At 57.9% G+C, this 16,549-nt stretch carries 31 protein-coding genes; 29 read left to right on the top strand and 2 right to left on the bottom strand.

All coding sequences use genetic code 11. The features are described from left to right. The first annotated feature begins 13 nt into the window (after positions 1-13). The 13 genes from AC07O1_RS18935 (at position 14) to AC07O1_RS18995 (ending at position 5,517) form a co-directional block, all read left to right on the top strand. Complete coding sequence (locus AC07O1_RS18935; protein ID WP_495089724.1) at positions 14-226, top strand: transcriptional regulator; 213 nt, start codon at positions 14-16, stop codon at positions 224-226. Positions 227-257: 31 nt separating this feature from the next. After that, entirely contained in the window at positions 258-470 is a 213-nt protein-coding gene (locus AC07O1_RS18940; protein WP_495089725.1) for a hypothetical protein, read from the top strand. An 18-nt stretch (positions 471-488) separates the two neighbouring features. Further along, positions 489-701 carry a hypothetical protein gene (locus AC07O1_RS18945; RefSeq protein WP_495089726.1) on the top strand — a complete coding sequence of 71 codons (213 nt, stop codon included), beginning with the start codon at positions 489-491 and terminating at the stop codon, positions 699-701. Positions 702-729: 28 nt separating this feature from the next. Beyond that, positions 730-936 (top strand): hypothetical protein, encoded by a 207-nt coding sequence (locus AC07O1_RS18950; protein ID WP_495089727.1) that lies wholly within the window; start codon positions 730-732, stop codon positions 934-936. A gap of 21 nt (positions 937-957) precedes the next feature. After that, entirely contained in the window at positions 958-1,176 is a 219-nt protein-coding gene (locus AC07O1_RS18955) for a hypothetical protein (protein WP_495089728.1), read from the top strand. 224 nt (positions 1,177-1,400) lie between these two features. Further along, positions 1,401-1,763 carry a GIY-YIG nuclease family protein gene (locus AC07O1_RS18960; protein WP_495089729.1) on the top strand — a complete coding sequence of 121 codons (363 nt, stop codon included), beginning with the start codon at positions 1,401-1,403 and terminating at the stop codon, positions 1,761-1,763. Position 1,764: 1 nt separating this feature from the next. Next, positions 1,765-2,676, top strand: coding sequence for a hypothetical protein (locus tag AC07O1_RS18965; protein WP_495089730.1), 912 nt, complete (start codon positions 1,765-1,767; stop codon positions 2,674-2,676). Beyond that, on the top strand, positions 2,663-3,457 hold the full coding sequence (locus AC07O1_RS18970; protein WP_495089731.1) for a hypothetical protein: 795 nt from the start codon (positions 2,663-2,665) through the stop codon (positions 3,455-3,457). The genes AC07O1_RS18965 and AC07O1_RS18970 overlap by 14 nt, the downstream gene beginning before the upstream one ends. Further along, positions 3,450-3,665 carry a TraR/DksA C4-type zinc finger protein gene (locus AC07O1_RS18975; RefSeq protein ID WP_495089732.1) on the top strand — a complete coding sequence of 72 codons (216 nt, stop codon included), beginning with the start codon at positions 3,450-3,452 and terminating at the stop codon, positions 3,663-3,665. The genes AC07O1_RS18970 and AC07O1_RS18975 overlap by 8 nt, the downstream gene beginning before the upstream one ends. Positions 3,666-3,762: 97 nt before the next feature. Continuing rightward, positions 3,763-4,230 (top strand): recombination protein NinB, encoded by a 468-nt coding sequence (locus AC07O1_RS18980; RefSeq protein WP_495089733.1) that lies wholly within the window; start codon positions 3,763-3,765, stop codon positions 4,228-4,230. Then, complete coding sequence (locus AC07O1_RS18985; protein ID WP_495089734.1) at positions 4,227-4,538, top strand: hypothetical protein; 312 nt, start codon at positions 4,227-4,229, stop codon at positions 4,536-4,538. Before AC07O1_RS18980 ends, AC07O1_RS18985 begins: the two co-directional genes overlap by 4 nt. Further along, entirely contained in the window at positions 4,535-4,975 is a 441-nt protein-coding gene (locus tag AC07O1_RS18990; protein WP_495089735.1) for a hypothetical protein, read from the top strand. The genes AC07O1_RS18985 and AC07O1_RS18990 overlap by 4 nt, the downstream gene beginning before the upstream one ends. After that, a complete protein-coding gene (locus tag AC07O1_RS18995; protein ID WP_495089736.1) occupies positions 4,972-5,517 on the top strand; it encodes a hypothetical protein in 546 nt (181 codons plus the stop codon). Before AC07O1_RS18990 ends, AC07O1_RS18995 begins: the two co-directional genes overlap by 4 nt. 111 nt (positions 5,518-5,628) lie before the next feature. Here the strand turns inward: AC07O1_RS18995 and AC07O1_RS19000 are convergent, their stop codons facing one another. Together AC07O1_RS19000 and AC07O1_RS19005 are read right to left on the bottom strand one after the other, a co-directional pair. Then, positions 5,629-6,054 (bottom strand): type II toxin-antitoxin system HicB family antitoxin, encoded by a 426-nt coding sequence (locus AC07O1_RS19000; RefSeq protein ID WP_495089737.1) that lies wholly within the window; start codon positions 6,052-6,054, stop codon positions 5,629-5,631. Between the two features lie 52 nt (positions 6,055-6,106). Next, entirely contained in the window at positions 6,107-6,286 is a 180-nt protein-coding gene (locus tag AC07O1_RS19005) for a type II toxin-antitoxin system HicA family toxin (protein WP_495089738.1), read from the bottom strand. A 202-nt stretch (positions 6,287-6,488) separates the two neighbouring features. Between AC07O1_RS19005 and AC07O1_RS19010 the strand changes: the two genes are divergently transcribed. From AC07O1_RS19010 to AC07O1_RS19085, 16 genes are all read left to right on the top strand, one after another. Then, complete coding sequence (locus AC07O1_RS19010) at positions 6,489-6,746, top strand: hypothetical protein (protein WP_495012702.1); 258 nt, start codon at positions 6,489-6,491, stop codon at positions 6,744-6,746. Positions 6,747-6,848: 102 nt separating this feature from the next. Beyond that, positions 6,849-7,163 (top strand): phage holin, lambda family, encoded by a 315-nt coding sequence (locus AC07O1_RS19015; RefSeq protein WP_495012703.1) that lies wholly within the window; start codon positions 6,849-6,851, stop codon positions 7,161-7,163. Further along, positions 7,160-7,375, top strand: coding sequence for a DUF7940 domain-containing protein (locus AC07O1_RS19020; RefSeq protein ID WP_495089739.1), 216 nt, complete (start codon positions 7,160-7,162; stop codon positions 7,373-7,375). Before AC07O1_RS19015 ends, AC07O1_RS19020 begins: the two co-directional genes overlap by 4 nt. A 56-nt stretch (positions 7,376-7,431) precedes the next feature. Then, on the top strand, positions 7,432-7,767 hold the full coding sequence (locus tag AC07O1_RS19025) for a hypothetical protein (protein WP_495089740.1): 336 nt from the start codon (positions 7,432-7,434) through the stop codon (positions 7,765-7,767). Positions 7,768-7,820: 53 nt separating this feature from the next. Further along, positions 7,821-8,009, top strand: a complete 189-nt coding sequence (locus AC07O1_RS19030) for a hypothetical protein (RefSeq protein ID WP_495089741.1) — start codon at positions 7,821-7,823, stop codon at positions 8,007-8,009. Beyond that, on the top strand, positions 8,006-8,437 hold the full coding sequence (locus tag AC07O1_RS19035) for an Ntn hydrolase family protein (protein ID WP_495089742.1): 432 nt from the start codon (positions 8,006-8,008) through the stop codon (positions 8,435-8,437). The genes AC07O1_RS19030 and AC07O1_RS19035 overlap by 4 nt, the downstream gene beginning before the upstream one ends. 12 nt (positions 8,438-8,449) lie before the next feature. Next, complete coding sequence (locus tag AC07O1_RS19040; RefSeq protein ID WP_495089743.1) at positions 8,450-8,974, top strand: hypothetical protein; 525 nt, start codon at positions 8,450-8,452, stop codon at positions 8,972-8,974. Between the two features lies 1 nt (position 8,975). Next, positions 8,976-10,457, top strand: a complete 1,482-nt coding sequence (locus tag AC07O1_RS19045) for a terminase (protein WP_495089744.1) — start codon at positions 8,976-8,978, stop codon at positions 10,455-10,457. Positions 10,458-10,469: 12 nt separating this feature from the next. Then, positions 10,470-11,858: a DUF4055 domain-containing protein gene (locus AC07O1_RS19050; RefSeq protein ID WP_495089745.1), complete on the top strand. Its 1,389-nt coding sequence runs from the start codon at positions 10,470-10,472 to the stop codon at positions 11,856-11,858. Between the two features lie 58 nt (positions 11,859-11,916). Further along, positions 11,917-12,165: a hypothetical protein gene (locus AC07O1_RS19055; protein ID WP_495012713.1), complete on the top strand. Its 249-nt coding sequence runs from the start codon at positions 11,917-11,919 to the stop codon at positions 12,163-12,165. Further along, on the top strand, positions 12,162-12,950 hold the full coding sequence (locus tag AC07O1_RS19060; RefSeq protein ID WP_495089746.1) for a hypothetical protein: 789 nt from the start codon (positions 12,162-12,164) through the stop codon (positions 12,948-12,950). The genes AC07O1_RS19055 and AC07O1_RS19060 overlap by 4 nt, the downstream gene beginning before the upstream one ends. Positions 12,951-13,384: 434 nt before the next feature. Beyond that, entirely contained in the window at positions 13,385-14,140 is a 756-nt protein-coding gene (locus AC07O1_RS19065; protein ID WP_495012716.1) for a DUF6651 domain-containing protein, read from the top strand. Positions 14,141-14,154: 14 nt separating this feature from the next. After that, the gene (locus AC07O1_RS19070) at positions 14,155-15,279 is read left to right on the top strand and encodes a major capsid protein (RefSeq protein WP_495089747.1); all 1,125 of its coding nucleotides are present in this window, start codon (positions 14,155-14,157) and stop codon (positions 15,277-15,279) included. A 46-nt stretch (positions 15,280-15,325) separates the two neighbouring features. After that, positions 15,326-15,514: a hypothetical protein gene (locus AC07O1_RS19075; protein ID WP_495012718.1), complete on the top strand. Its 189-nt coding sequence runs from the start codon at positions 15,326-15,328 to the stop codon at positions 15,512-15,514. Further along, entirely contained in the window at positions 15,515-15,907 is a 393-nt protein-coding gene (locus tag AC07O1_RS19080; protein WP_495089748.1) for a hypothetical protein, read from the top strand. Position 15,908: 1 nt separating this feature from the next. Continuing rightward, positions 15,909-16,547, top strand: a complete 639-nt coding sequence (locus AC07O1_RS19085; RefSeq protein ID WP_495089749.1) for a hypothetical protein — start codon at positions 15,909-15,911, stop codon at positions 16,545-16,547. The last annotated feature ends 2 nt before the right edge of the window (positions 16,548-16,549 follow it).

Consider the following 16,549-nt stretch of genomic DNA (forward strand, 5'->3'; position numbering starts at 1 on the left):
GGAGGGCTCTCATATGACCCCTATCGAAAAGCTCGTCGATCACTTCGGCGGGCAGACCAAAACAGCGTTGGCTCTCGGTGTTTCTCAGGCAGCAGTTTCTTACTGGGTAACCGGGATTCACTTCATGGGCGCCGAAAAGGCGTTCAAGGCGGAAGAGCTCACCGGCGGAAAAGTTACCGCTCGGGAGCTTTGTGCTCGCCAAAACTCCTCTAGAACCGCCGCCTAACCAAATTTCAACAACGTAAGGAAGCCCCTTCATGGCCTATGACAACCCAGCCCACAAGCGCAGTGAAGTTTGCAAGCTCCGCTACAAGGCAGAAGACCTGCGCTATCTGCGTATGGAGGCGAAGCGTGCCGGGATGCAGCTGGCGACTTATATCCATGACCTGTCCTTGATGGCTCGCCGCCTTGGCGCTGCCGAACTGATTCGCGAGCTGAATGCTTTGGATGAACAGAATAAGTCGGCCTAGAGGCCCTTTGGAGGGCCAATGCTCGAATCAATTTTCGATGCGTTGGAGGACGGGGCGAAAGAAGAGGTTCGAAAGCTCAGCGACGAACTCGGATGGAGCCTTGAACAGACAGCGCAGGAATACCTAAGGGCAGGGCAGTCACTGGCCATTCAGCTCCAGATGGAGCGAATGAGGCAACCACCCACAGTGCTGTACCTCGCAGACCATAAAAAGTCCCTCAAAAAGGGCTAGTTGAGTGCGGACATACAGGGGCTTCCAGATGGCCTACGACGACAAAGCACACCGACATGAGCACCAGGTCAAGGTACGTCTGGATGACGAGGTTTTTCTTGAACTGAAGGAAAGCGCCCACGAGTTGAAGTTCCAGCACAGCGTGCTGGCTCGCGAAATCATTTTGGCAGCCCTGGAATTCAAGAAAGAGCACGGATTTCTGCCGCTGATCAACGTAGAAAAACTCAGAGCCTGATTAGGTCATTTAGGAGGATCAATGCCTGTAGCAGCGGAAGTAGGGCCGTGCAACGAAATGGAAGTCGCCCGGTTCAGAAAGAGTGATTTCGAAGAGCTTGAGCAATGGGCCGCAGAGGTTGGCATCAGCACCGATCAACTGTCTGAGCAGATTTTGCGGATGACCGGGCGCTATCTCTCGCTTCGCCGAGCAAGCCAGGCATCTGGCGAGAACGTAATCCCTTTTGGTCCCGTGGGGTGACCAATACAGCCCCTTATTAGGGACCGGATAGAAGTGGTCCCTGATAAGGGATTCACCAATCAACAGACACAAAAAAGCCGGGATTGCGGCCCGGCTGATTGCTAAAACTTGACGAGGTCGATTATGCACAAGTCAACAGATACAGGCAATACCCACGAACTCGCGACACGTTTTGAAGATTCTGAATTCGTGTCGCGCAATGAAATCAGCCCGGAGTTAGCGTCATGAACGTCGGGTTTATTTACTGCCTCGAAAATCATTGCATGCCTGGGATATTCAAGATCGGCAAGACTGATCGATCCCCTACGCAGCGATGCAATGAACTGTCTGGCTCTACATCAGCTCCAGCCCCTTTCAGCATCTTGTTCTACGTTGAAGTGGACAACGCCCTCATGGTTGAGCGCGCCCTCCACAGTCATCTAGATTTTCAGCGGGTAAGCGATAACCGAGAGTTCTTCAGATGCAAGCCTGTTGATGCGTATGAATGGCTCCGCTGTAACGTGGACATCTACACCGAGTATCTGGACGGAGACATAATTTTCCAGCTTCAGAAGCCTTCCTTAACCGTAGTCAGCGGAGGGCTCTGAAATGGCCCGTGCCCGTAATATCAAACCTGCATTATTCAAGAATGAAGTCCTCGGCGTTGCCGACCCGATGCTGACCCTTCTTTTTGAGGGCTTGTGGCTTTTGGCTGATCGGTCCGGCCGCCTTGAGGATCGCCCACTCCGCATCAAGGGCGAGATCTTTCCTTACCGCGACAACCTGGATATGGAAGGAATGTTGGGCTGGCTTTCATCTGAAGGCTTCATTGCCCGCTACTCGGTTGAGGGTAAGCGCTATATCGAGATCGATAATTTCGTAAAACATCAGAACCCGCACAAGAATGAACCAGAGTCTGTTATCCCTTCAGTATCAGAAGGTTGTATCACTTCGGATTTTATCGGAAGCGCTACTGATTTTATCCGTAGCGCTCCGGCTGATTCTTTGATTCCTGATTCCCTCTCTCTTGATCTTCTGATTCCTGATTCACTGATCCCTGAAGAACAACCCTTGCCAGTCGCTGAAGCTCCGGCGACGCCTTCGAACATCAAGGTCCTGAAGCCGAAAGCCGAGAAGCACAAGACTGATGCGCAGATTGCCAACGCTGCTACCTGGTCGGCTTACTCGAATGCTTACTACGATCGATACGGCGTAGACCCTGTACGCAATGCAAAGGTAAACGGCCAGGTCGCTCAACTTGTCCAGCGCCTTGGGGCTGATGAGGCCCCGTCAGTAGCCGCTTTCTACGTCTCGATCAACGACTCGTTCTTCCTCAGGGCTTCGCATGAGTTCGGGCTGTTGGTCGCCAGAGCTGAAGGCATTCGTACCCAGTGGGTAACCGGACGCCAAGTCAACTCGGTAACCGCCCGCCAGATGGAGAATACCCAGGCCAACATCAGCGCCGCACAGGAAGCAGCTCGGAACATCCGAGAAGGCGGGGTGCGCAATGCTTTCCTCTGAAGACGTCGCACGCCTCGCTGGCGCGCTTTGCGCCACTGCCGAGACCCTTGGTCAAACTATCAGCGCTTCAGCTGCTGAGCTGATGGCTGAGGATCTTGCAGGCTATCCGCCGGCCGACATCCGCGCAGCACTTCAAGCGTGCCGCCGGGAATTGACTGGAAGGCTTACCTTGGCCGCAGTCCTCCAGCGCATTCAGGCTGCCGACGGCCGCCCAGGCAAGGATGAGGCATGGTCAATCGCCCTGTCGTCGAGCGATGAGTTCGACACAGTGGTGATGACCGACGAAATCCAACTTGCCCTTGGCGCCGCTCGGCCAGTTCTGGACCTTGGCGACAAGGTCGGGGCGCGGATGGCATTCATCAATGCCTACGAACGCCTTGTGACTCAGGCGCGTGACGATGGGAAGCCAGTCAACTGGCATGTGTCCATCGGCTTCGACGCCAATCGCCGTCTTGAGGCAATCACCAAAGCTGTGCAGCTCAAGCGTATTCCGCAAGAGCGTGGCCAGCTGTATCTGGCTGACCTGACGCACGAGCCAATCACCGAAGACGGTCGCGCTGTTGCCGGTTTGCTCGGCGGCCCGGCAGCCAACGCCAAGCCAAGCGCTGAGATCAAAGGGCGGATCGGCGTCATCAAGTCCTCCCTCCAGTACATGAGAAAAGCCAGCGAAGAAGAAAAGGTCCTGATGCGGATAAACGCCGCCAACGACCTGGCCGCGCGCTTGGCCCTACTGCAAAAGCAAGCCGGCGAAGGCCAGGCCAAGGAGCTCCCTAATGTCTGACATCTGCGACGACGCCGACGACGTAATCGAAAAGACCCGCGAGCACGCGCTTGCCCAGATCCCGCGTTACACCGGCATCAGCGCCACTGAATGCGAGTGCGGCGAAGAGATTCCGGAAGGCCGTCGTCTGGCTATCCCGGGCGTGAAGCTGTGCGTGGGTTGTGCTGAGCGTGAAGCGCTGGTGAAGCAGGGAGTGCGCAGAGCATGAACATCTTCGAATTCATGAGCGACAGCCCGTTTCTCAGTGCATTTCTCGCGCTGGTCATCAGTGGCACCTTGATCGGCATAGCTCAGGCGGTGATGTCATGAGCAACGTCATTCACAAGCCGCGCCACTTCTGGTCTGCCGGCTCCAGCCGCATCCGCGACGTGTTCAAGATCGCGTACCTGTTCGCCACCGAGCTATCGGCAGCCGGCGCCGTCGAGATCATCGTCCGCCCGGTGAAGTCTCGGCGCACGCTGGAGCAGAACGCCAAGCTATGGGCAATGCTCGGCGACATCTCGCGCCAGGTGCAATGGCCGGTCAACGGCGTGATGCAGTACCTGGATAGCGAGGACTGGAAGGCGCTGATGACAGCAGCGGCCCGGCAGGAAATCCGCATGGCCCAAGGCATCAACGGCGGCGTAGTCATGCTCGGCGTCAGCACCAAGCGCATGACCGTGGCCGAACTGGGCGACGTGATCGAGTGCATGTATGTCTTCGGTGCCGAGAAGGGCATCGCCTGGAGCGAGCCGAAGGGCCAGATGCCAGAGCAATGGGAGGCAGCAGCATGAGCAATCTCCGCCAGCGCCAGCCCCCATACCGCTCCAAGAAATGGCTTGCTGCGGTGCACCAGATTGAAAACTGCGTGATCTGCGGCGCTTACGGCGTGCAGGCGGCTCACATCAATGAGGGCAAAGGGATGTCGCAGAAGACAGACGACTGCCTGTGTGCGGCGATCTGCGAGACCTGCCACACCGGCTTGGATAACGGAACCCAGTACACCCGCGACGAGCGCCGGGAAATCCTGCGAAAAGCCGCGCTGGACACCATCGCCCAACTGGCCCGCATGGGGCTCCTGCAGATCAAAGGTGCCGCATGACAATCGCCCAGCAGCAACTCGCCGCCGCGCTTGCTGCGCTGCCGAAGGTCAAGAAGCGCAGCCAAGCCGAGATCGACATGGAGGCGCACCTGCGTCTGCATGGGATCGAGTTCAAGGCCGAGCACCGGTTCGGCGCCGAAGGTGCGGGTGGCGAGGGGAAGGGCTTGCGCGCACGACTGGCTGCTGCTGGGCTGAAAGACTGGAGGTTTGATTTCTGTCTGCCGCAATATCGGATCGCTATTGAGGTAGAGGGCGGCGGATGGACTGGCGGGCGGCACACCACCGGTACCGGCTTCGACGAAGACCTGCAGAAGTACGATGCCGCTGCTCGTTTGGGCTGGACGATCTACCGCTGCTCGCCGGCCATGGTTCGCACAGGTAAGGCGCTTCAGACAGTTTTGATTCTCGTTGAGATGCGTAGGGGGATGGGGCAATGACTTATCGCAACGTGGTATCCGCAGTAGTTCGGGCCCTGGCCGCCGAGACCATCAACAGTGCTGGCGGGTGTGACTTCGAGCCCAAGGTGCAGTGCGCCAAGCAGAAGGGCGAGATCGTCGGCAAGGAGGCTGCATTTCTGGCTGACTGCTGGGTGTTCGGGCGGCTGCATAAGGGGTTGGAGCCGGCTCACTGGCGCGCTCTGGTGGCGAAGTTCTCCACGCATACCGACCGTAAGCATGCGGCGATTGCCGAGCTCACAAGGGCTATCCGCTCGCCTGCGCCTGAGCGGTTCCGTCATTGCGCAGTCATTACCTGGGCGTTGCCAAAGCTGCCTGGCGTTGAGGGGAAGCGCTCGACCAATGTCCTGCCAGCCGGTTGGTACGAGATGGACAACTGGTCAGAGGATCCTGTCCCGGTGCGCACACAAAGCCGGTGGCGCAGGGATATCTCAAAGGCCTTGGAGTCATCGGTGGACATGGCTCTATCCGCCGCCCAGATGATTTTGGATCAAGAGGGCCTTATTGAGGCCGAAGTCGCATAAAGCCAGTTGACATCATTGGCCGAGTGGCTTAATTTATCCCCATCCTGTCGATCTTGCGCATTAAGTGATGCAAGCGACAAAAAACCCGGCCAATGCGCCGGGTTTTTGCGTTTAGGCTGCCTCGACAGATACCGACAGGCGCTTGCCCAGAGCTGCCAAGGCGCTTTCCAGCTGCTCCATCTTGGATGTATGCAGGAAGTCGACCAGACGATCGCCTTGGGCCTGGTGCACGCCGAGCAAGCGGCACAAGTCGGCCTTGCGCATATCCCGTTCCATCATGGCATTCCACAGCGCAATCTTCGCCACGGTCACCGCCGGCAGCCGAACAACGTGCTCACCGTCCTGCGGCGCAGATGCCTGAGGAATGGTGCGGCGCTGATCAACATAGATGGAGAGGGCGCTTTCAATTGCGTCCATGGCTTCACGGATCGCATGCTCTCTGTCGTCCCCGTAGCTGTTCAGCTCTGGAAGATCGCGGCAGAAGACGGCCAGCCCTGGAGCGGTGTCCTGCTCAAAGCGGATTGCATAGTCGTACATGGTCACTCCTTGGAGGTGATCGCTCAGCATTCAGATGTGGTGAAGGGGCTCTTCAGAGCCCCAGTTGTTTAATGATCGCCTTGCGGGTCGGTTCTGGCATTTCCTTGCTGCCGTGATCCGCGAAGGTGGTCCTGTTGCCGTTTGGGGCGGTGACTTTGAAGTGGCTTCCTTTGCCTGCTTCGAAGGTCACCCCGTGGGCCTTCAACCATCGTCTGAACTCGCTGAACTTCATCACCTCGCCTCGTTGTTTGGATGAGCCCAGTCTACAACACATCTGTAGTAATACAACACTTTTGTTGTGTTTCTCTGATTTATTTTTTATCCCATTAAGCGAAGCCCTCTCACTGGCATTCCGCTGGCCTATCACGCAGACCTCTTTATTCCCGCAGGCGAAAGACAGATAGACCCTCCTGCTCATACCCCGAGGAAACATCATGTCCAACACTATGCGATGCAAGCTCCGCTGCCACGAAGTCACCCATGTACGCTACGCCGGTTCCGATAGGGATGACCCTCTGTGCGACGTTCGCTTTGGCGCCGTCTGCGCACTCCCAGGCGATCCGCCGGGTGAGAACGCTATTTACGGAAAGTTCACCCCGGTAGCGGAATACAAGGCCAAGATCGTCAAGTCCGTGGCCGACAAGCTCGAGCCTGGCAAAGACTATTACGTCGACTTCACGCTGGCCGAATAAGGCCCTCAATTTACCGTGCTGCTCCTCGCTGCGCTTTGACCGCTCACTCTGGCGGTCCTTTTATTCCCAACTCCCAGAAGGGAGGACATTGGATTGAAACCCATGCCCGAAAAAGACCCTTCCTTCTGGGCGTTAGTCCTGGCTGCGCTCAGGGACAACGGCCTCGCAATGGCGCTGACATTCCTGCTGATCTTTCTGCGCGTTCAATACGAAGGCAAAGAGACGAGCACCGTCCGCAAGCTGATCGAGGCAACTCTCGGCGCGCTGATGGTGATGGTCGTTGGCCTGACGGTAAAGGAATTCGGCTTCAGCATCGGCTGGTCATTCTTCGCTGCTGGATTCGTTGGCATCCTCGGCGTCGACCAGGTTCGTCAACTTGGTAAGCGTTTCGCAGAGCGCAAGGTAGACAAGCTATGAAGTTGATCGATAGCGCAGGCAGCTGGCACAAACTCTGGTCTGTTCGTCTGGCATTGGCCGGATCAGTCCTGAACGCTGGCGCCATTGGCTGGACCGTGTTCCAAGGCTCCGTAAACCCGCTGATCTACGCTGCCATCAACATGGGGCTGGGTATCGGCGTTGCCGTAGTGCGGGTTCTGTCTCAGGCCAAACCTGACGACCCCGTGCAATGAACCTCTTTAAATCACTCCTCGCATGGATTGCGAAACACTTCACCGAGGAAAAGACCATGCCTGACCAATACGACAGCAACGGCCAACTGACCCAGCCTGAAACGGCTGCGCCTGAGCTGACTGCAGACGGCCTGCACGCGAATCTGTTTGCTGCTACTGCAGACGGCCTGCACGCGAATCTGTTTGCTGCTACTGCCGCCGCACAGCCAGCGCCTGCCGCTCTGGATCTGCCTGCAATCGCAGAGCAAGTCATTCAAGCCGAGGCGGGCCCTATTGCTGGCGTCATCTCTGAGGTGGTCTTCGACAAGCTCAAGACGATCCTGGGCGCGCTGGGCCATGAGCTGCCTGTGTTCTTCGATGAGGCTGTAGCCTTGGCGAAGAAGGCGCTGTAGTCCGCGACACGTTTAGCGAATCATCAAATTGTGTCGCGACATTGGAGATAGGTATGACCAACGTCACACGCATCCGTCACGCCATGCCTATCAGCGCAGAAGTGAGCAAGGCGTTGGAAGACCTGGATAGGGCCATCATCAAAGCGATCGCAGATGCTCAGGACGCCGGGCTGCCTCAAGGCTTCGTTGTGTCCATCCTGCGCGCTCAAGAGCTGCGGCAGGCGCTGAGGATGATCGAATGACGACCATTGCCTACAAAGACGGCGTGATCGCCTATGACTCCCGGATCACCAGCGGCACGCAGATCTCCTATGACGACTACGAAAAATGCGTGGAGCGTGAGGGTGTTCAGTTCGTGATTTCCGGGCACACCTCCGATTACGCGAAGCTCACGGGCGCCTACTTCGGTGAGCCGGCAACGGACATCAATGCAAGCGCCATGGCTATAGAGGCCGGGCAGGTCTGGTATATCGGCCATGATGACGACACCGGAGTCTGGAAGAGCATCATCCTCGCCGACAAGTCCTACGCCATTGGCAGCGGTTCAAGCCACGCACTCACCGCAATGGATATGGGCGCAACCGCCTATCAAGCCGTAGAGATGGCCATGAAGCGCGATAGCTGCACTGGCGGAAAGATCAGAACGCTCACTATCAAGGTCGAGCAGTAGAAGGAATTCAGCATGGCAACCAAGCAACCCGACTGGGAGGCAATTCATAGCCTGTACCGGGCGGGCTTGCTTTCAGTTCGCGCAATAGCCGAGCAATACGGCATTAGCGACACCGCCATTCGAAAGCAGGCCAAGAAGCTTGGGTGGAGTAGAGACCTGACAGATCAGGTTCGCGCCGCAGCGAAAGCGAAGGTGGTTCGCACCGAGGTTCGCGCCAATGGTTCGCAGTCCGAGCCGCGAACCGATGAACAGATAATCGACGAAGCATCCGATCAGGCTGCTGCTGTCATCCTGGCGCATCGCACCGGCCTGGCTCAATGGCGCGGCATTGCCGACAAGCTCAGCAACGTCCTTTCTGGCATGGACGTGACCGCTGACAATGCTGGCGACTTCGCCCGATCCTTGAACGCCGGCGTCGATGCTCAGCTCAAAGTCATCAAGGGCGAGCGCCAGGCCTACAACCTCGACACTGAAACCGGTGACAAGACAGTTTCCGACCTTGCAAGTCTGATGGACGATCTATCGAAGGAAGCCTGACATGAAGCCCGAGCACTTGAAGCTGCTCCGGGACAAGCGTTGGAGGCTTAACAATCTCTATTTTATTACCGACAAAGCAGGCAAGAAGGTCCGCTTCCGGATGACGGACGAACAGCTCGAGTACTTCGAAGGCCTGCATACCCGGAACATCATTCTCAAGGCTCGGCAACTCGGCTTCACGACCGAGCAATGCATCATTCAGCTGGACGCCGCACTGTTCGAGTCAGCCAAGTGCGCGTTGATTGCTCACACCCTGAACGATGCCAAGCGCCTGTTTCGGGAGAAGGTCAAATACGCCTACGACAATCTGCCGGCCGAGATCAAAGCGGCTAACCCTGCAAGCAACGATGCTGCCGGGGAGCTGGTGTTCAGCAAGGGCGGATCGCTCTACGTTTCCACGTCGTTCCGGGGCGGCACGCTGCGCTATCTGCACGTGTCCGAGTTCGGGAAGATCTGCGCCAAGTTCCCGCACAAGGCCCGCGAGATCGTTACCGGCGCCTTCGAGGCTGTGGCCACCGACTGCTTCGTCACCATCGAATCGACGGCAGAGGGCAGGGCGGGTTACTTCTTCGACTACAGCCAGACGGCAGAGAAGCAGGCCTCTTCAGGTGCTGCGCTCGGCCCACTGGACTGGAAATTCTTCTTTTTCGCCTGGTGGAAGAACGCCCAGTACGCAATTGAGCCGCTCGCCGCCATCCCGCAGCGTCTGCTGGATTATTTCGGTGATCTGAGGGCGAAGCATGGGATAGCGATCAGCGCTGCTCAGGCGGCCTGGTACGCAGCTAAGGAAAAGTCGCTCGGCGACGACATGAAGCGGGAATACCCGTCGATTCCGGCCGAGGCCTTCCAGCAGTCGATCGAGGGCGCGTACTACGCCAAGCAGTTCGCCAAGCTCTATGCCCATCAGCGCATCGGCGTGCTACCGAACAACAGTCATCTGCCTGTCGAAACCTTCTGGGACATCGGCGTCGGCGACTCCACGGCTATCTGGTTCGTTCGGATGGTCGGTGAGGAATATCACGTCATCGACTACTACGAGAACTCGGGCGAAGGGCTGCGGCATTACATGAAGGTGCTCAAGGACAAGGGTTACACCTACGCCGAGCACTGGGGGCCGCACGACATCGATAACCGCGAGTTCGGTAGCGACGGCAAGACCCGCCGCGAGCTGGCCCGCGAGGGCTATGAGATCGACGGGCAGAAATACAGCATCCGCTTTGAGGTTGTGCCGAAGATCGGTGTCGATGACGGCATCGACCAAGCTCGCGAGATCCTACCTCTCTGCGTATTCGACGAATCCAAGTGCGAACAGGGCATTGCCTGCCTGGAAAACTACCGCAAAGAGTGGGACGACAAGCGCGGCTGCTGGAAAGACAAGCCGCTCCATGACTGGTCCTCTCACGGATCGGATGGATTCCGCTATTTCGCCGTAGCCAAAGGGCGCCGCAAGCGCAAAACCACCGTTCGCCCATTCTCCGGATAACTGGAATAAGCCATGAGCAATAGCGTCCGCAAACGCTCCGCCAAAATCGAAGCGATGGCGGAGTGCTGGCCCATGATCAAGGCCCTATTAGGGGGCACCGGGAAGATGAGGGAGGCAGCGAAAGCCTATCTCCCGCAATGGCCGAACGAGGATGAGGGTTTCTACAAAGCTCGGCTTGGCACCGCGACTCTGTTCCCGGCCTTTGCCCGCACGATTGACGTCCTCTGCGGCAAGCCGTTCTCGCGCCCGATCACTTACGGCAAAGATACGCCGCCAACGATCCTCGAATACTGCGAAAACATCGACCTGCAAGGCAGGAACATGCACTCGTTCGCCGCAAGCATCATGGAAGAGGCTATGGCCTACGGGATCTGTGGCGTTCTCGTCGACTTTCCGCAGGCCAAGGGATTGAAGACCAAGGCTGACGAGGTAAGAGCGGGCGTTCGACCATATTTCGTCCAGATCTGCGCAGAAAGCCTGCTGGACTACGACTCTCAGCGCATCAATGGCGTCGAGACGTTTACCCTATTGCGATTCCTGGAGTCGGTGACCGAGAAAATCGGGCCATTCGAGGAAGAGGTCATCGAGCAGGTTCGCGTTCTCTACCCTGGCCGCTGGGAAACCTACCGCGAGAAGAAGAACGAAACGACCGGCGAGCCTGAGTGGCTTCTGCACGAAAAGGGCTTATCCAGCCTCAAAAAGATTCCATTTGTGCCGGTCTATGGCAAGCGCCTCGGCTTCATGCAGGCCATGCCACCACTGCGCGAACTGGCGTTCATGAACGTCGAGCACTGGCAGTCGAAGTCGGACCAGCAGACGATCCTTCACGTAGCTCGGGTGCCGATCCTGTTCGGCTGCGGCTTCAGCGAAGACGATGACCTAACCGTTGGTGCGGCAACTGCCGTGACCACCGACAAGATCGGCGCGACCCTGAGCTATGTCGAGCACACCGGCAAAGCGATTGACGCCGGGCGCCTGTCGATCCTCGACATCGAGGATCGCATGCGTCAGGTAGGCGCTGAGCTGCTCGTCATCAAGCCGGGCAAGATCACCGTAGCGCAGACGCTCTCGGACAATGAGCCGGGCATGTGTGCGCTGCAGCGGATCGCTCAGGACGTCGAAGACTCGCTCGATCAGGCCATGCAGCTAATGGCGGAATGGATCGGCGAGAAGGAAGGCGGCCACCTGGTCATCTACAACGACTTCGGTGCCGCGTCCCTTGCCGAGGCATCTGCTGACCTGCTTCTGGAAATGAATGTCGCCGGCATCATCTCTGACGAGACGTTATTCAGCGAGATCCAGCGCCGCGGGATGCTCAAGGACAACCTCACTTGGCCGGAAGAGCAGGCCCGCATAAAGGCCCAGCCAGCGAAACAAGGCGTCACGCTCCCCGGCATTTAGCTGACTACCACAAACACCCAGGCAGCCATGCTGCGCTGACTCAAATAAGGCGAGCGCAATGGCCACCTCGAACGTAAGTATCGATCTGAACTGGGTTCAAGTTGCGGCGCCGGCCGACAACCCTGTGCTCATTTCATGGATAGGGTCTGTGGCGGTTGAGTTCGCCTGTACCGATACGACCACTGTCCCGGTGATTGGTGGTCACGTCCTTCAGCCAGGGCAGGCGATAACCCGATCACTTGTTGGCAACGGCTACATCTGGGCGCGCACGGTAAATGCGAGCGCAAAACTAGTGGTAACCAAGTGAACAGCCAATTTCATGCCTTCCAGGTCTTTAGATTCTCCGCCCTGGCCCAGGCAGTTGCATCGAGGATTCCCGCATCTCTCTTCGCCGCTGGCGAACAGGGCTTATGGATCGATCCTAGCGATCTGTCGACGATGTTTCAGGACAGCGCCGGGACTATCCCAGTCACGGCAGCCGGTCAGCCGGTCGGATTGATTCGAGACAAGTCCGGTCGCGGCAATCACGCCAGCCAAGTCACCTCGACGATGCGGCCGATCCTTCAAACGTCAGCAGGCTTGTGGTGGCTTCAGTTTGACGGAGTGGATGACTTCCTTTTGGTATCGGATAACGCAGGATTCAGAAATAGCAATATGTCGCTATTTGTCGGCGTAAATCCTCTATCGCTAGCGAGCCGGGAAGACTGGTTCTCGTGCGGTAACTCAACAGGCTATATCACCAACAACTACACGGTAGGCAACTCAGCATCGGGGGTTCAACTACTGCCGAGAAGTCCTGCAGCAGTCATCCCTATCGCGACAATTTCTGCCAATACACCAATAGTTGTGTCAATCACCTCTGACAATTCGCAGTCTTTAGCGAGATCGAGACTGAACGGCGTACAGCAGACTGACAAGACCGCAACATACGGAACCGATAACACTACGGGGTTCTTCATCGGTAAGTCGTCAGCTACTGGAGTTTCAGCAATGTACTTGTTCGGTCTCGTCATTCGCGGCGCAACAACCAGCGCAGCTGATATCACGGCTACTGAGAAATACATGGGCGGCAAGTCTGGGGTGGCGCTATGAGCTACTCAATATCCTGCGTCCTCCTGATCCCTGCTGCATATCGCGACCAATTAAATGCGCTCGCTGAGTCCTTGGGCTACGGCCCGGGCAGCCTCAGTGTGCCACTGACCAAAGCTGACGGCTCAGCATGGTACGGCTGCCACACATGGTGCGTGCAGCTGTTCCTCGACCAGCTGGCCGACCCTGCATATCAGAGCGCTACATCGGCGCTGATCGTCTCTGCGATACCCGGCGGCGACCCAGCCAGCAACTGGGCGCAGGCACTGACAAGCAACGGTTTGAGCGTCAAGGCTACTGAGCCGCCATAACCAACAGATTTGAGAATTCACAGCCCTGGCACTCGCTGGGGTTTTTTTATGGGCGCGATTCCGGATGGATAGCGCCGCACCGGGCCGGATGGCTTAGCAGATGGGCGGATGCCCGGAGATCAACTGATGAAATTGAAACTCGACGAGAACGGCAACGTAGTTGTTTCCGAAGGCAAGCCTGTTTATGTCAGCGACGACGGCAAAGAGATCGCTTTCGATGCTATCGGCACCGTAGCGACCATCAGCCGTCTCAACGCTGAGGCCAAATCTCACCGCGAACGCGCAGAAGCCGCCGAAACCGGCCTGAAAGCTTTTGAAGGGATCACTGATCCTTCCGAGGCTAAAAAGGCGCTGGAAACGGTCAAGAATTTCGACTCCAAAAAACTGGTGGATGCCGGGGAAGTCGAGAAGGTCAAGGCTGAAGCAATCAAGGCGCTCGAGGAGAAATATGCCCCGCTCATGGCTGAGCGCGACAGCCTCATGTCTGAGCTGGTCTCGGAAAAGGTTGGTGGCAGCTTCGATCGCTCGAAGTTTATCGCCGACAAGCTGGCGATTCCTGCCGACATGGTTCGCTCGCGTTTCGGTGAGTCATTCAAGGTCGAGAACGGCGAAGTCATCGCCTACGACAAGTCCGGAAACAAGCTCTACAGCCGCAGTAATCCAGGCGAAACCGCCAAGTTTGATGAGGCGCTGGAGCTGCTCGTTGAGCACTACCCCTATCGCGATCAGATCCTGAAGAGCTCCGGCGCCAATGGCGGCGGTGCATCGGGTGGCGGCGCGGCGGCGGCCAACAGCAAAACACTTCCTCGCGCTCAGTTCGAAACACTCCCTGCTGCCAAGCAGATGGAGCACGTCAAGGCTGGCGGAACAATTACTGATTAAAGGAATTCATCCAAATGGCCAACACCCTTACCAGCCTGGTGCCCGACCTTTACGAAGCGCTTGACGTCGTATCGCGAGAGCTCGCAGGTTTCATCCCGTCTGTGACCCTGGATGCGACTGCCGAGCGCGCCGCGCTGAACCAGGCCATCCGCATTCCGATTACTGCTGCGCAACCGGCCGAAAACGTGACGCCCGGTCAGCTGCCTCCAGATGATGGTGACCAAGCCGTCGGCAACACCCCCTTCAGCATCACCAAGTCGCGGATGGTTCCTTTCCGTTGGACCGGTGAAGAGCAGAAGGGTGTTAACACCGGCCCTGGTTACGCAAACATCCGCCGCGATCAGGTTGCACAGGCCATTCGTACTCTGGTCAACGAAGTTGAAGTCGACTTGGGTCAGCTTGCCTACGGCGCATCTCGCGCTTCCGGTACCGCCGGCACCACGCCATTCGCCAGCACCCTGGGCGACACGGCGCAGGTTCGCAAGATCCTGGCCGATAACGGCGCCCCCCTGAGCGATCTGCAGTGCGTCATCGACACCACTGCCGGCGCATCGCTGCGCACCCTTGCGCAACTGACCAAGGCGAACGAAGCCGGCACTACCCAGCTTCGTGCCCAAGGCACCTTGCTTGAGTTGCACGGCTTCACCCTGCGTGAGTCCGCCGGCGTTGCCCTTCACACTCCTGGTACTGGCGCGAGCTATGTCACCAACGGTGCGCTGACTGTCGGCACCACCGTGATTCCGGTTCAGACCGGTAGCGGCACCATCGTTGCTGGCGACGTGATCGTCATCGGCGCCTACAAGTACGTGGTTGCCGTCGCGCTGTCTGGCGGTTCGCTGACTATCGGTGCTCCAGGTCTGCGTGCTGCCGTGTCTTCCGGCGCGACCGTCACCCTGGTAAGTGCATTCACGGCCAACTTTGCGTTCCCGCGCTCCGCAATCGTGCTGGCCACCCGCACTCCTGCGTTGCCGGAAGAGGGCGACAGCGCGGATGACCGCATGATCATCACCGACCCGCGCACCGGCATGGCGTTCGAGTTTGCGATGTACAAGCAATACCGCCGCGTCCGCTACGAAGTATCGGCTGCATGGGGTTGCGCGAACATCAAGCCAGCCCATACCGCCCTGTTGATGGGCTAACGACTGATGGCCGCCGGGCAACTGGCGGCTATTTATGGAGACGATCATGGCTAAAAAACAAGACGGCACCGATGACGGCGTTGCTGATGTTGCTGATGTTGCTGAGAACATTGCTTTCGTGGCGATGGAGCGCAACCCAGATCAATACGATGCCCCGCACACCGCACAGGTTCACCCTGACGAAGTGCAGAACTACTACTCCGGCGGCTGGACTCCGGTGAAAGAGGCCGAGTAAATGCTAACTGATCAGCAATTGGCCGACGTTCGGCGCTTCATTGGCTACCCGATGCTTGGTGACACCATTGCTGACAATAGCCGCGACCTGGCTTACGGCTGGGTCTCGCCCGGCACATGGCAGACGCTTTATCACCGGCTTTCAACGCTTCGCCCTGAGGAAGAGGCTCGAATCGTCACGTTTCTGACCACGCTTTCCGGGCTGGAAACGGCAGTGACGGACTCGACTCAAAACCTCGATACAGATCAGGCAGCCGTCTGGGTGCACAACAAGAACGAAGTGTCGGACCGGATGAAGCTTTACCGGCTCTGGCGCCGCGAGTTGTGCTCCTTCATCGGTATCGCTCCGGGTCCAAGCCTTGGAAAGGGCGGAAGCAGAATCGTCAGGGGCTGATATGGATGGCACAAAGCTCCAGGACAAGATTTACAAAGGCTACGGGCAGGCCGCCAAGCGAATCGGTTTCAACTACCAGCAATTCCGCGCTACGAGCGCCAATAACCCGCTGCTGACAACCGCTTTGCAGACGCTGCCTGCGTCGTTCACCACGAATTTCACCTACAGCGCACCGAACAAGTACGGGCAAGCCACTTGGCTCGGCCTGTTTGATGCGCGCCTGTGCCGCCCTGGCGATTATCTGGTCGGTCATGGCGGTACGTTCTTCATCGCCGCGATGCAGGACACGCTGCCGATCTACTGCGTGCAGACGAACCGGGTTGTCTCGGTGCTGCGCGTCGGTCAGAGCGCGGGCGTGGGTCTTGGCGGCTGGTCGGCCGATACGCCAGCCAATGAGGCCGTCCTCATGCAAGGCTGGCCTGCCAGCGTCTTGCAGGGCACAAAGGGGGAAGCGAATCCTACCCAGCTGCCCGGCGATGTGCGCACGCCTTGGTGGGCCATCATGATGCCGGCTTGGCCTGGCATCGTGCTGCGTACGAGCGACATCATTCGCGACGAGCTCGGCCGCAAATACGTGGTGTCGAGCGCCGAACTGACCGATATGGGCTGGCGATGTACGGCCATGCAAGTGCAGGTGTGATT

The sequence above is a fragment of the Pseudomonas sp. GW821-FHT07G10 genome (genome assembly GCF_059418545.1).

What these genes read in the sequence shown, in the direction of transcription:
- AC07O1_RS18935 (WP_495089724.1), top strand. Translation starts at nt 14, where the DNA reads ATGACCCCTATCGAAAAGCTCGTCGATCACTTCGGCGGGCAGACCAAA.
- AC07O1_RS18940 (WP_495089725.1), top strand. Translation starts at nt 258, where the DNA reads ATGGCCTATGACAACCCAGCCCACAAGCGCAGTGAAGTTTGCAAGCTC.
- AC07O1_RS18945 (WP_495089726.1), top strand. Translation starts at nt 489, where the DNA reads ATGCTCGAATCAATTTTCGATGCGTTGGAGGACGGGGCGAAAGAAGAG.
- AC07O1_RS18950 (WP_495089727.1), top strand. Translation starts at nt 730, where the DNA reads ATGGCCTACGACGACAAAGCACACCGACATGAGCACCAGGTCAAGGTA.
- AC07O1_RS18955 (WP_495089728.1), top strand. Translation starts at nt 958, where the DNA reads ATGCCTGTAGCAGCGGAAGTAGGGCCGTGCAACGAAATGGAAGTCGCC.
- AC07O1_RS18960 (WP_495089729.1), top strand. Translation starts at nt 1,401, where the DNA reads ATGAACGTCGGGTTTATTTACTGCCTCGAAAATCATTGCATGCCTGGG.
- AC07O1_RS18965 (WP_495089730.1), top strand. Translation starts at nt 1,765, where the DNA reads ATGGCCCGTGCCCGTAATATCAAACCTGCATTATTCAAGAATGAAGTC.
- AC07O1_RS18970 (WP_495089731.1), top strand. Translation starts at nt 2,663, where the DNA reads ATGCTTTCCTCTGAAGACGTCGCACGCCTCGCTGGCGCGCTTTGCGCC.
- AC07O1_RS18975 (WP_495089732.1), top strand. Translation starts at nt 3,450, where the DNA reads ATGTCTGACATCTGCGACGACGCCGACGACGTAATCGAAAAGACCCGC.
- AC07O1_RS18980 (WP_495089733.1), top strand. Translation starts at nt 3,763, where the DNA reads ATGAGCAACGTCATTCACAAGCCGCGCCACTTCTGGTCTGCCGGCTCC.
- AC07O1_RS18985 (WP_495089734.1), top strand. Translation starts at nt 4,227, where the DNA reads ATGAGCAATCTCCGCCAGCGCCAGCCCCCATACCGCTCCAAGAAATGG.
- AC07O1_RS18990 (WP_495089735.1), top strand. Translation starts at nt 4,535, where the DNA reads ATGACAATCGCCCAGCAGCAACTCGCCGCCGCGCTTGCTGCGCTGCCG.
- AC07O1_RS18995 (WP_495089736.1), top strand. Translation starts at nt 4,972, where the DNA reads ATGACTTATCGCAACGTGGTATCCGCAGTAGTTCGGGCCCTGGCCGCC.
- AC07O1_RS19000 (WP_495089737.1), bottom strand. Translation starts at nt 6,054, where the DNA reads ATGTACGACTATGCAATCCGCTTTGAGCAGGACACCGCTCCAGGGCTG.
- AC07O1_RS19005 (WP_495089738.1), bottom strand. Translation starts at nt 6,286, where the DNA reads ATGAAGTTCAGCGAGTTCAGACGATGGTTGAAGGCCCACGGGGTGACC.
- AC07O1_RS19010 (WP_495012702.1), top strand. Translation starts at nt 6,489, where the DNA reads ATGTCCAACACTATGCGATGCAAGCTCCGCTGCCACGAAGTCACCCAT.
- AC07O1_RS19015 (WP_495012703.1), top strand. Translation starts at nt 6,849, where the DNA reads ATGCCCGAAAAAGACCCTTCCTTCTGGGCGTTAGTCCTGGCTGCGCTC.
- AC07O1_RS19020 (WP_495089739.1), top strand. Translation starts at nt 7,160, where the DNA reads ATGAAGTTGATCGATAGCGCAGGCAGCTGGCACAAACTCTGGTCTGTT.
- AC07O1_RS19025 (WP_495089740.1), top strand. Translation starts at nt 7,432, where the DNA reads ATGCCTGACCAATACGACAGCAACGGCCAACTGACCCAGCCTGAAACG.
- AC07O1_RS19030 (WP_495089741.1), top strand. Translation starts at nt 7,821, where the DNA reads ATGACCAACGTCACACGCATCCGTCACGCCATGCCTATCAGCGCAGAA.
- AC07O1_RS19035 (WP_495089742.1), top strand. Translation starts at nt 8,006, where the DNA reads ATGACGACCATTGCCTACAAAGACGGCGTGATCGCCTATGACTCCCGG.
- AC07O1_RS19040 (WP_495089743.1), top strand. Translation starts at nt 8,450, where the DNA reads ATGGCAACCAAGCAACCCGACTGGGAGGCAATTCATAGCCTGTACCGG.
- AC07O1_RS19045 (WP_495089744.1), top strand. Translation starts at nt 8,976, where the DNA reads ATGAAGCCCGAGCACTTGAAGCTGCTCCGGGACAAGCGTTGGAGGCTT.
- AC07O1_RS19050 (WP_495089745.1), top strand. Translation starts at nt 10,470, where the DNA reads ATGAGCAATAGCGTCCGCAAACGCTCCGCCAAAATCGAAGCGATGGCG.
- AC07O1_RS19055 (WP_495012713.1), top strand. Translation starts at nt 11,917, where the DNA reads ATGGCCACCTCGAACGTAAGTATCGATCTGAACTGGGTTCAAGTTGCG.
- AC07O1_RS19065 (WP_495012716.1), top strand. Translation starts at nt 13,385, where the DNA reads ATGAAATTGAAACTCGACGAGAACGGCAACGTAGTTGTTTCCGAAGGC.
- AC07O1_RS19070 (WP_495089747.1), top strand. Translation starts at nt 14,155, where the DNA reads ATGGCCAACACCCTTACCAGCCTGGTGCCCGACCTTTACGAAGCGCTT.
- AC07O1_RS19075 (WP_495012718.1), top strand. Translation starts at nt 15,326, where the DNA reads ATGGCTAAAAAACAAGACGGCACCGATGACGGCGTTGCTGATGTTGCT.
- AC07O1_RS19080 (WP_495089748.1), top strand. Translation starts at nt 15,515, where the DNA reads ATGCTAACTGATCAGCAATTGGCCGACGTTCGGCGCTTCATTGGCTAC.
- AC07O1_RS19085 (WP_495089749.1), top strand. Translation starts at nt 15,909, where the DNA reads ATGGATGGCACAAAGCTCCAGGACAAGATTTACAAAGGCTACGGGCAG.